Raw genomic sequence first — 10,642 nt, 5'->3', positions numbered from 1 at the left:
TTTACTGATTCAGTTACGTATTGCTAAGGTTAATACATGCTCCTGTTGTTAGGGAGGCAGCACCTACGATAATTTCTAATATTAGCTTCGCTAGTACCCATTGTTTTTGCGAATTTAGAATTATTATCAGAAAAATATTCTACAGCTATTTCATTGATTTCAGTGTTATATCCCCCATACTCATTTCTGTAACATGTTATTCGAAAAAAAATTCGAAATTTCCTTTTTAAAATCGAAACATTATTCGAATTTGCATCATCAAATAGAAAAAACCATTTATAAAATCAAAGATATGAAAAATATTCTCCTACACCCGAAACACAAAAGGAAAATCGCAGAGGACTTAGGAGTAAGCAGGCAAACTGTGGATATGAGTCTAAATTATGTCTTTAATTCTTTTAATGCTAAAAAAATCAGACTAAAAGCTAAAGTACTATTACTCCAAGAAGCAAGCGAAATTCATGATGAATCTTTCATAAACCTATAGATAAAACGATCTAAACTATGTTCAGATACTGTGATAATTTCTTGCATATAACCAAACATACCATTATTAAAGGAAAAACATTTCCAATATCAAAAAACAGATCAGGTTATCTTAAATACAAATACTGATAAAATTTATGATTTAATGTAAATGGAATAGAAAGCAACTAGATTACCCCCCTAAAACTATAAAAAACTATTTATGACAACAGAATTTAAAAATCAGGTTAAAGAGAAACTATCAGTATACATTGCTCAAAAAGGGAGTCCGAATAAAGCAGCCAATTCATTAAATGGTATTTCTGCAACATTACTTTCACAAATTATAAATGGCAATCATAAAACCATATCTGCTGTAATGTGGAAAAATATAGCCTCCCAAATAAACTGTTTCTCTAAAAAATGGCTTTGTGTAGAAACCACCGATTTTAAAATAATTTCAAAAGTATTGACTGATGCACAACAGCATGCTCACGTTTTTGCCTTAACAGGTGATGCAGGTTCTGGAAAATCAATGTCTTTTGAAATCTATACAAAAAACAATAAAAATTCTTGTTCCTGTTGAGTTGCTGAATACTGGAATCGCAAAGAATTCCTAACTCAATTACTTTTAGCAATAGGAGTTGATTATAGTGGTTTTTCTGTTGTAGAAATGATGAATGAAATTGTAAAAAAATTAAAGTCTCAAGAAACCCCTCTTATTATATTAGACGAAGCTGACAAATTACCTGATACCGTATTATATTTCTTTATCACATTATACAACAGATTAGAAGAACACTGTGGAATTGTACTTTGCGCCACTGATCATTTATCAAAAACGTATCAATAAAGGGATCAAACTAAACCGCAAAGGATATAAAGAAATCAACTCTCGAATTGGTCGTCATTTTATAGAATTAAAAGGAGTTAGTTTCATCGATATAACACAAATATGTATTGCCAATGGTATCGACTGACGTAAAATCAATAAAGGCCATATTCGCTGATTCTGAAGGTGATCTTAGAAGAGTAAAACGAAAAATTCAGGCAGTTCAAAACAAAATTTAGTCTTATACAATTTGACCTTAAAACAAGATAATCATGCTTACAACAAATCAAAAACTACAAATGAGTACTCAGGATTACGAAAACATGCTCTTAGGGTCTTATGTAAGATGGTGCGAAAGTGTGACTGTTGATGCCCGTGAATATCAAAAAGTCATTGCTAATGCAAAAATTAATAAATGGTACATCGCAGAATATGCGAAATGTGAAACTGAATTTAACTTGTTGACTCAACGCTATGAAAAGTCGATTACAACCGAAGATTTTAAAAGATGCTACAACAACTGTACGTATAAAATGTTCAATCAAAAACCATCAATATTAATACAGGAAATTGCAACAACACCAACAATAGATTCCTTAAAAATTTATGACACAAAAAACTCATCCCTAACCTTTAATCTAAATTAACAATGACAATTTCTCAAATAGAAGCAAAAATACAAGAATTAGAAACTTGGTTAATTGATAACCCGCACAACCCCCAACGTAATTTGATAGAATCAGATTTAAAAAATTTAAAAACCCTTTTAGAACAAAAAAATTATGAATAATGATCAAATAACCAATCGTATCGCATTACTATATCTAGCACTACAGTTTTGCTCTGAACAAATGAAAATGTTTACCGCTGGCGAAAGAATTTGTATTAACCAAGAACGGTTTCAATGGTTACACATTCTATCGGAGCCTGAAGCTGAACCTCGTCCTGTTTCAAAAAACATTGAAACAAAGATTAGTGAAGTTATCCAACTTATTGATGTCTATAAATTCAAACCATCTTATGAAGATCCTTTTAACAACGAAATAGTAAATACTCTATAATTATGAACATAGTAACAACAGATATAAATAAATCATTTGCTCTAACAACATACTCCGCTCAAGAATTAAAAGATGCATTGGCAATTGTAGAGGGTAAAAAAAATGCAGACAGAGAAGCTTATAAAAAACTTGTGGCTGAGACTGTTCCAAAAGCTATGTTTAAGTTATATGCTACATCAGAAATGATTAGCAATGCCAAGACTGAAACGTTCCGATTTTTTGAGACTATTTTGGATTTAAAAAATCAAGTGTATGGCTTAAAAGAAAAACAAATGTCGCATACGTTCTCTATTAATAAGGAAGAAATTACAATTGGATATCGCATTAATGACGGCTGGGATGATACTGTTAGTGCAGGAATTGAGAAAGTTCAAAATTATATTTCTTCTCTCTCTACAAGTCCAGAAACTGCTGCCTTGGTTAAAATTGTTTTTAATCTCTTAAAAAAAGATGCTAAAGGAAACTTAAAAGGATCTCGTGTTTTAGAGTTGCAAAAATTAACTAGAGATTTTAATAATGAAGAGTTTACTGATGGTGTCGAAATTATTGCAGCCGCATTTAAACCAGTACGTTCTAGCTGGTATATCGAAGCAAATTTAATTAAAGATGACGGCTCCAAAAAAAATGTTCCGCTATCTATGTCATCTGCAAATTTTTTAGGTGACTATTCATTCGACTTCTTTGCCAAACAACCAATAGAATAATCAAATGCAATCGGGTAATAATATCAGTACAATAATCCTGTTGGGAATTTTATTAATAATTTCCAACCTTAAGCCAATCCTGTTGTTTCAGGAATGGCTCTATTTTAAGATAAATACAACTTTTAAACAATATAAAAATGAGCGTAAAAATAAAACCAATTACAGATCATGAAAGTTATGAAGTAAATAATCATACTGTTTTTAAAGATAATAACGGAAACTGGAGATCTAAAAATGACTTATCCCATAAGGAACGTCAGGCTTTTATTCAATATGAAAACATTGTAATTAAAAACCCCAAGTTTAAAAAGCATACTAAAGCTTTATATAAAGGCTAATTTACAATCTTTCTGAAGCTTACAAGTTCTTACAGAATATTTTACGTAGCCCAACTCATACTACAAAAAAGTATAAAAAAAAGTTCCTGTTTTCTTTTTAAGAAAGCAGGAACCCTAAATCAGGCATTTCTGCCTAAATAAATAACACAAAACCATTCTTTTTCCTGGTCGTTCCCATGTCATAATTGTCATTGGAACAGGATCGTCATGCGGGGTTTGCTGACTTATTGCATTAAAGTTTTTTTGACTGATAATTTGTTTAGTACAAAAGTCTTTAGCAGAATCACTTCAGAATGAAGTGCAACAATCTTGGCATTAAAAGAAGTAAAACCATTGTTGATTAAAAGGATCAAATGGCTTTGGTTATTAAAAAAAATTATAAATCATTCATCTTATCTTTTACTATTATGTCAATATCAAACAACAGAAGTCTCGGAATTCAAAAAAACAAACTATTACGCTATAAGCTTATCAAAGAATTGTATCAAAAGCACAAAACTCGAAGATATTCCTACTACAGTGGTCTGGCGTAAATATGTTTATCCTGTTTATCCTATTTCAAGAACTACTTTATACGAAATTCTATGTACTCCTATCACTTCTGAGTTAAAAAAAATAGAAGAATTAATCAACAGTCAAAATAAATCCTCCTAGTAGTTTTCTGCTGCAAAGATGTATCATTAAAATCGAAAAAACATTGACTTGTTCAGTATCCGTACACAACTGTAAATCAACAGAACACAACCGTAAAAGCACCTTGCATTCGTTTTTTTAAGAGCTATTTTAGGCTAACCTTTGTAATCTCAAAAGGAAACAACTATAGCAATTACTTATAGAAAAATCAGGCCAAATTTCTTCAAAAAACAATACTAAAGCAGTTCCTTAAAACAAATAACTAACCTAATCCCTCTTTTAAAAACCATTGAATGGAACAATTTTTATACCCAACTTTTACTGCATTTTTTGCTGCATTGCTTACCTGGTTCTTCTCAAAAAGAAAATCATTAGCAGAAGACAGAGCCGCCGAACTCGATAATGCTGTAAATGCAGTTAGGTATTATCGGGAATTACTAGATGACATTACAATTCGGCTAACTGCTGCTACTGAAACAATTAAGAATATGGAAATACAACATAGAGAATTGATGCTAATAAATCAACAATTGGTCGATGAATTGCAAAAATTCAAACAATTAAACGGAAAACAGATATGACACTTGCACAAAAAACACTCGAAATTGCCATTGCCCAAATTGGTGTGGAGGAAATTCCAAAAAACACTAATTCTGGTCCAGAAGTCGAAATTTATTTAAGAAGCGTAGGTCTTACCAAAGGATATTCTTGGTGCATGGCTTTTATTTATTGGTGTACCCAAAAAGCCGCTCTTCAAATAGCCACCAAAAATCCTTTAAAAAAAACTGGTGGCGTACTGGATCAATACAATTCCAGACCACTTTTAGTAAAAAACCTACCTCAGCCAGGAGACGTTTTTATACTCGATTTAGGAAAAGGCTTAGGACACACCGGAATAGTCGAAAAAGTAGCTGGGAACATAATTCATACTATCGAAGGAAATACCAATGATAATGGAAGCCGCGAAGGCTACAAAGTATGCCGAAGAAAAAGAGAAATAAAAACTATTAAAGGATTTTTAAGATTATAAAATCAACTATATCATATGAGCAAAAATTTAAACCGCATTGTTTTTTTGTTTTTTTCTGTCTTAGTACTGGTTTCGTGTAGTAGCCCGAAACCGGTTCTAAGCGAAGACAAAACGAAGACCATTACTATCAAAGAAACCCTACATGACACTATTTTTAAAATAGAAAAAGACAGTAGTTCCTTCAAAGCATTATTAGAATGCCAAAATGGAAAAGTAGTCCTTAAAAATGTTACTCAAGCCGAACCAGGGCGTACATTAAAAAGTCCAAGGGTTCGTCTTGATAACAATAAAATTAGCGTGGATTGCGAATTAAAAGAACAGGAACTCTACGCCTTTTGGAAATCCCAACAAGTAAAAGAAGTAGAAATAAAAACAGTTCGAGCAACAGAATTTACGAATGTTTTAACCTTTTGGCAAAAAGTACAAATCTGGTTAGGACGCATCTTTCTTCTGGTATTGGTTTATTACTGTTTTAAAATTTACAGCAAATTTCATAGATTAATTTAACAAGAGACTAATTGTAAAAAATTAAAGATATAATTACTTTTTGTTGCTAAATTAGCACTAACAAGTTTTTATTCAATTGATTCAATACAGTAATTTGATCGTAAATTGATATTACTTTGTGTAAAACTTTTTTTAACCAAAATTTAATCTACCTACTATGAAACGTCTATCAATACTTTATTTTGCATTATTATCATTTTGCTGCTTAGCTCAGGAAAAAGCAACCCATACTATAAAAATATATGTAGAAGATGCTGAGACTGGAAAAAATATTGATGATGCTAAAGTAACTCTTGAAGGCTTTGAGATCCCTGCGATTGTAGCTAAATATGATACAAAAAACAGGTACTATTATTTTAAAAACAACGACTGGAACAACTACACAATTATATATGTAGATCATAAAAATAAAGAACCGCAAGTTATTAAAATAAAAAAAAATCCTGCTCAAATCAATTTAAAATTATTTAGAAAAGGAACAACTGTTGAAACAGAAACAGAATATATAAAAATTTGGGAAAAAGACAGTATTGATAATAGGCAAAGAGAAGATTCTGTAATCAATACTATACATAAAAGGGTATCGACATTAGACCATCATAAAATATTAATATTATTGAAAAATTCATCTAATTTATCTTACTCTGAAATTAGAGCTCAAATAGATTCTTTAGTAATGCCATATGGGCTAGAATATATTGATGATCTCGTTCCTAAAATGTATTTTATAAAATTTTACGGATTAGAACATTGTTCATCTCCTCTTGGAGAAAATTCAATTATTTGCAATATTGACAAGAATAAATCTTTAAAGCAATTCTTTAAAGAAAATACAACTCGAATAAGTTTCCTAGGAACTACAATTTGTGGCAGTGAGGATACAATTACGGATTTTTTCAGCGAAAATGACCAACCATATAACAATCAATACGACTGGAAAAAAAACTGTTATATCCTACCTTATCGAAAAAAAAGTAAAAAAGTATTTAGAATAGAAAATGATCCAGTCTTAAATAAAATTATCAGAAATACAACTTACCTTGAATTTGGTAAACTTAAGTACAATGAGTTTGAAATCTATGAGCGTAATCTGGCCAGTAATAATCAATTGACAGAACAAATAAAAGATTTTGATAAAAAATTATCTTTAGAAATTAAAGAATTAGATTCTAAAATAATGAATTATAGTTTTTTAAGCAAATATGATAATGATTATTCTCGAGTATTGCTTATGGATTATAACATAAAAAACTTATATCTAGATAACTACAATTTAAATGAGCCAAGATATCTTGCTGCGCAAGTAAATCCTCAATTCAACTCCAGTTGGAAACATTCTTTTATACTTGATGAAGAATTATTCTACCCACAAAAACAAACAACAGACTTCCACAACAAAACATACTGTACCCTCCAAAGGTATATAGGTTACACCTTTTTATTTGAATAAATTATAAACATTATGAGAAATTGGCATCACAAAATCATTAAATTACCACAAGCTATAGCTAAGATACCTCTACGTACCCCATCAATATAGGAGTTATGGAAGGAGACTTAGAATACAGAATGTTAAACAGTCCTGATATATTTGGATTTAATTATCAAGCTGTTAATGAAGGTTTGCAAGATTCAAATATTAAAAAAGTTAAGCATTTTATTCCTTCGAGTCCTGTAAGGCCCGCAATAAATGTATTAAACACAATAAATCCGAGTGCTCACGCTACGTCAGTTGCAGGTGTAATAGCTGCCAATGATAGTGCTAATTTACCAATTAAAGGCATTTTACCAGAAAGTTCTATTTTTAATTTTAAAAATAATTTAATGAATTTTTTAATTAATTCTGGCATTAATTGGGATTACTATGAAAATAATAGAATTGCATTAAATAATATAGATAATAGTCTATTATTAGAAAATTCAAAATTAGGTCTAATTAAATATGAATTTGATTCAATATTTACAGCAGAACAAGCAAGTGCTGCTGTAATAAATTCCAGTATAACTTACGATAAGAAATTATGGGATAGATCTCCACGTGCAGAAGAGAAAAGCGTTCGAAATACTGTAAAGCATTTGTTTGACACTATTCGCGCATATAGTAGAAATGGGAGAGGAACTCTAATTTGTCTTGCCGCTGGAAATGACGATAAAGATACTACGTCAGTACAATCTTTATCAAACTATAATTATCCTTTCATTGTTGCCGCTTCTTGCTTAACAAATGACTCTACAATAGCAACTTCTAAAGAAATTCGTTCAGGATATAGTTCAAAAGGAGATCAAATAGATATATGCGCTCCTTCAAGTGGGAGATTTGATTTACAACCCGACCCTGAAATAATTAAACGTAAAATATTTACTACAACAAATAAATTTTGTGGTGATATAGGCACAGAAAGTGAAGTATATACATATGAAATCAAATCAGTTATCGGGTATAATCAAATTACTCTAGACAAAGTCAATGGACTATTTTCTGGAAATTGCATAGAATTAGGAACTCCGTCCAGCGACCAACACGAAGTCATGATTATAAAAACCATAAATCCAACAAACAATATAGTAACATTTACTAAAGACAGGTACTTTACTCTGAGTGCAGATAATTTAGTAGGAACGTTCATTAGAATACCTGTATTAAAAAATTCTGGTACAATTACTTCTAATAGAATGGTTTTAAACACTCCTAGAGGGTTTGGCTACGTTAATCAAAAATTTTACATAGGAAATAATGACATTGGATATGATGCTATTATAAAGTCAGTAATAAGCCCTACTACTTATTTATTTGATTCTAAAATTCCAGTAAGCGCAACCCTACCATCAAACTATGATATTATACCCGACCAAATTGTATTTACTGTTATAAATCACATTATTGACCCTGAAGATTCATTAAATTACATATTCAACCTACAAGCAACTGATTATGATAAACTTAAATGCATATTTACTGGTGGTTTAATGTTACTTTTTAGGGAAACATAATGATGGATCAACTACGCCTTTTGAGGTAGAAATAAAAGCTCATATTGAGAAAATCAATATGCATAGTCATCAAATTACTATTGAAAAAATAGATCTCAAAGATATAAAAATAACAGAAATTAAAACTATCGGTTATGGTAGTTATACTTCTAGTTTTGGAGGTACATCATCTGCATCTCCTTTAGTAGCAGGAGTAGCAGGATTATTACTCCAAGCCAATCCTAATTTAAATGTTCTTGAATTAAAACATATTTTAAAAGAAAAGGCTGACAAAATAGGTACAACATCATATTCAGTTGAAAATAGTAATTCTAAGAAAAATTATGGATATAATGTAAATAGTGATCTAGGTGCTGGCAGAGTAAATGCTGAAAACTCTGTACAATTAGCATTAGACTGGCATACATCCACAACTCTTCAAAAGCCAAAGATGGAAATCGCTGATCGATTAAATGGGACCGTGTTAGAAAGCGTTCTTGAATCTGAAATTGTAAATAGTCCAGACATATGGATAAAAGCATCAAGTGATGCTAGCAATACAGAACCTTCAGAAACACAGCCTTTCAATACAATTGATACATCAAAAGATCAAAAAATTTATATTAAAGTACGTAATAGTGGTAATAGAGCAAGTTTTAAAGAATGTGATTTAAGAGTTTTCGTTGCTTTTACAGATGAACATAATCCTGCCTTTTCGTTCCCAAACAATTGGTATGATCAAACTAATGTAAAACTTTTGTCGGTTAAAGAAATTCCAATAATTCCAGCTGATGGCTTTACAACAATAGCAATAGAATGGAAAGATATAGCTTCAAAATGGAATATGTGGAATGGATTAACTACAGCAACAAATAAAAGAAAAAATGTATATATACTAGCACACATAGCCCCATTTGATGGTGATTCTAATGATGTAAGAACTAATAATATTAGATTCAACAAGCAACTTAGCTGCAAACCAATCATAGTAAAACATAATAGCGTGAGTGATGGAACAACATTTATTCCAGGTACAAAATTAGATCTTACAGTAGGTCCAGAATTGGTTCAAAAAAATTATCATTTACTAATGGAAAATGTTCTTACTACCGATTTAGTCAAGTTCAAAATAAAAGCTACTAAAAAAAATACGGATAAAAGTACCGTAGACGTTTTTTACAAAAAAACAGGAGAAAATTTGCCTTTAGAATCAACTCCTCCAGATAATTGGATCACTTTTGGGACACCAATAGAAACCTTAGGAAATCATCCTGATTACACAAATATTAAGTTTCCATATACTATAAATGTGAATAATAATCTACTTGAAGTCAAATTAGAAATAGTAAATATTTAACACCATGCCAATAGAACCATTTGATTTTACCTATAGCTTGAGCTCACAAAGTGCACAAAATGAAACACTAAACGCTTTAGGTAAAAATAGAGTTAAAGAATATGAACCTAAATCCTATTTCTTTACAGAATCAACATTAACTGCACAAGTCAATTCGCAAGGAGCGTATGGCCCTGTTGATGAAAACAAATTTAACATTACAACTCAGTTTCAACTAACTGATAAAAAAGCGTATGCAGTTACTAGTGGCCAGGTATTGATTGTACCTCAAACTGGAACAGGAAACGAATCAAAAGTAAATGTATTTATTAAACCACTTAGACATATTGATGTAGGGGTTCCTATTAAATATTATGTTTACAGAGGCTTAAAAAAAGAATTGTTTATTGATTCCAACAATAATATAGTACCTAAAAACGAAACCAACACACCTTTTATAGCTAAGGTATGGACAGATCTAATTAATCACAATAAATTAACAGAACCATTACCTGAAATCCCAGCAAGTTTATTTGGCTATACTACAACCGAAACAAATACAAACAGTTTAGATGCTAAGTTTTTTAATACTTATGCTAGTACCACTACTGATGAAAATAAAGTATATAATCTTGCAATAATAGAAGCCGGACAAGGTCCCTAACAACAGGAGCATGTATTAACCTTAGCAATACATTATGTTACTTTACACTTACTTCGTTCAGTTACGTATTGCTAAGGTTAAGACTACTTTCTGCCTTTGCGG

At 30.8% G+C, this 10,642-nt stretch carries 15 protein-coding genes; all 15 read left to right on the top strand.

From position 1 onward, the window contains the following. The first annotated feature begins 688 nt into the window (after positions 1–688). The 15 genes from AC1RYN_RS02265 to AC1RYN_RS02195 all read left to right on the top strand — a co-directional run bounded on the left by AC1RYN_RS02265 (position 689) and on the right by AC1RYN_RS02195 (position 10,540). Positions 689–1,051 (top strand): hypothetical protein, encoded by a 363-nt coding sequence (locus AC1RYN_RS02265; protein ID WP_481805673.1) that lies wholly within the window; start codon positions 689–691, stop codon positions 1,049–1,051. A gap of 51 nt (positions 1,052–1,102) precedes the next feature. Beyond that, positions 1,103–1,318, top strand: coding sequence for an AAA family ATPase (locus AC1RYN_RS02260; protein WP_481805674.1), 216 nt, complete (start codon positions 1,103–1,105; stop codon positions 1,316–1,318). A 251-nt stretch (positions 1,319–1,569) separates the two neighbouring features. After that, positions 1,570–1,944 (top strand): hypothetical protein, encoded by a 375-nt coding sequence (locus AC1RYN_RS02255; protein ID WP_481805672.1) that lies wholly within the window; start codon positions 1,570–1,572, stop codon positions 1,942–1,944. Positions 1,945–1,946: 2 nt separating this feature from the next. Continuing rightward, positions 1,947–2,087 carry a hypothetical protein gene (locus AC1RYN_RS02250; protein ID WP_264286045.1) on the top strand — a complete coding sequence of 47 codons (141 nt, stop codon included), beginning with the start codon at positions 1,947–1,949 and terminating at the stop codon, positions 2,085–2,087. Then, a complete protein-coding gene (locus tag AC1RYN_RS02245; protein WP_481805671.1) occupies positions 2,080–2,358 on the top strand; it encodes a hypothetical protein in 279 nt (92 codons plus the stop codon). The genes AC1RYN_RS02250 and AC1RYN_RS02245 overlap by 8 nt, the downstream gene beginning before the upstream one ends. A gap of 2 nt (positions 2,359–2,360) precedes the next feature. Further along, the gene (locus AC1RYN_RS02240; protein WP_481805670.1) at positions 2,361–3,062 is read left to right on the top strand and encodes a DUF3164 family protein; all 702 of its coding nucleotides are present in this window, start codon (positions 2,361–2,363) and stop codon (positions 3,060–3,062) included. 137 nt (positions 3,063–3,199) lie between these two features. Beyond that, positions 3,200–3,400, top strand: coding sequence for a hypothetical protein (locus tag AC1RYN_RS02235; RefSeq protein WP_481805669.1), 201 nt, complete (start codon positions 3,200–3,202; stop codon positions 3,398–3,400). Between the two features lie 309 nt (positions 3,401–3,709). Then, the gene (locus AC1RYN_RS02230; RefSeq protein WP_481805668.1) at positions 3,710–4,054 is read left to right on the top strand and encodes a hypothetical protein; all 345 of its coding nucleotides are present in this window, start codon (positions 3,710–3,712) and stop codon (positions 4,052–4,054) included. Positions 4,055–4,326: 272 nt separating this feature from the next. Further along, positions 4,327–4,614: a hypothetical protein gene (locus tag AC1RYN_RS02225; protein WP_264286049.1), complete on the top strand. Its 288-nt coding sequence runs from the start codon at positions 4,327–4,329 to the stop codon at positions 4,612–4,614. Then, a complete protein-coding gene (locus AC1RYN_RS02220; protein WP_481805667.1) occupies positions 4,611–5,063 on the top strand; it encodes a CHAP domain-containing protein in 453 nt (150 codons plus the stop codon). Before AC1RYN_RS02225 ends, AC1RYN_RS02220 begins: the two co-directional genes overlap by 4 nt. Positions 5,064–5,078: 15 nt before the next feature. Beyond that, entirely contained in the window at positions 5,079–5,570 is a 492-nt protein-coding gene (locus AC1RYN_RS02215; protein WP_481805666.1) for a hypothetical protein, read from the top strand. Between the two features lie 157 nt (positions 5,571–5,727). After that, complete coding sequence (locus tag AC1RYN_RS02210) at positions 5,728–7,020, top strand: hypothetical protein (protein WP_481805665.1); 1,293 nt, start codon at positions 5,728–5,730, stop codon at positions 7,018–7,020. Between the two features lie 95 nt (positions 7,021–7,115). Continuing rightward, positions 7,116–8,561, top strand: a complete 1,446-nt coding sequence (locus AC1RYN_RS02205; protein WP_481805664.1) for a S8 family serine peptidase — start codon at positions 7,116–7,118, stop codon at positions 8,559–8,561. A gap of 58 nt (positions 8,562–8,619) precedes the next feature. Continuing rightward, positions 8,620–9,897: a S8 family serine peptidase gene (locus tag AC1RYN_RS02200; RefSeq protein ID WP_481805663.1), complete on the top strand. Its 1,278-nt coding sequence runs from the start codon at positions 8,620–8,622 to the stop codon at positions 9,895–9,897. A 4-nt stretch (positions 9,898–9,901) separates the two neighbouring features. Next, entirely contained in the window at positions 9,902–10,540 is a 639-nt protein-coding gene (locus tag AC1RYN_RS02195) for a hypothetical protein (RefSeq protein WP_481805662.1), read from the top strand. Positions 10,541–10,642: the final 102 nt, after the last annotated feature.

This window comes from Flavobacterium sp. TC780 (assembly GCF_056783245.1).
The sequence above is the reverse complement of the archived record's forward strand: the minus strand, read 5'-3'. Positions and strand labels throughout refer to the sequence as shown.

Bases quoted from the DNA above. Each gene is read 5' to 3' on its own strand.
- AC1RYN_RS02265 (WP_481805673.1), top strand. From the start codon at position 689: ATGACAACAGAATTTAAAAATCAGGTTAAAGAGAAACTATCAGTATAC.
- AC1RYN_RS02255 (WP_481805672.1), top strand. From the start codon at position 1,570: ATGCTTACAACAAATCAAAAACTACAAATGAGTACTCAGGATTACGAA.
- AC1RYN_RS02250 (WP_264286045.1), top strand. From the start codon at position 1,947: ATGACAATTTCTCAAATAGAAGCAAAAATACAAGAATTAGAAACTTGG.
- AC1RYN_RS02245 (WP_481805671.1), top strand. From the start codon at position 2,080: ATGAATAATGATCAAATAACCAATCGTATCGCATTACTATATCTAGCA.
- AC1RYN_RS02240 (WP_481805670.1), top strand. From the start codon at position 2,361: ATGAACATAGTAACAACAGATATAAATAAATCATTTGCTCTAACAACA.
- AC1RYN_RS02235 (WP_481805669.1), top strand. From the start codon at position 3,200: ATGAGCGTAAAAATAAAACCAATTACAGATCATGAAAGTTATGAAGTA.
- AC1RYN_RS02225 (WP_264286049.1), top strand. From the start codon at position 4,327: ATGGAACAATTTTTATACCCAACTTTTACTGCATTTTTTGCTGCATTG.
- AC1RYN_RS02220 (WP_481805667.1), top strand. From the start codon at position 4,611: ATGACACTTGCACAAAAAACACTCGAAATTGCCATTGCCCAAATTGGT.
- AC1RYN_RS02215 (WP_481805666.1), top strand. From the start codon at position 5,079: ATGAGCAAAAATTTAAACCGCATTGTTTTTTTGTTTTTTTCTGTCTTA.
- AC1RYN_RS02210 (WP_481805665.1), top strand. From the start codon at position 5,728: ATGAAACGTCTATCAATACTTTATTTTGCATTATTATCATTTTGCTGC.
- AC1RYN_RS02205 (WP_481805664.1), top strand. From the start codon at position 7,116: ATGGAAGGAGACTTAGAATACAGAATGTTAAACAGTCCTGATATATTT.
- AC1RYN_RS02200 (WP_481805663.1), top strand. From the start codon at position 8,620: ATGCATAGTCATCAAATTACTATTGAAAAAATAGATCTCAAAGATATA.
- AC1RYN_RS02195 (WP_481805662.1), top strand. From the start codon at position 9,902: ATGCCAATAGAACCATTTGATTTTACCTATAGCTTGAGCTCACAAAGT.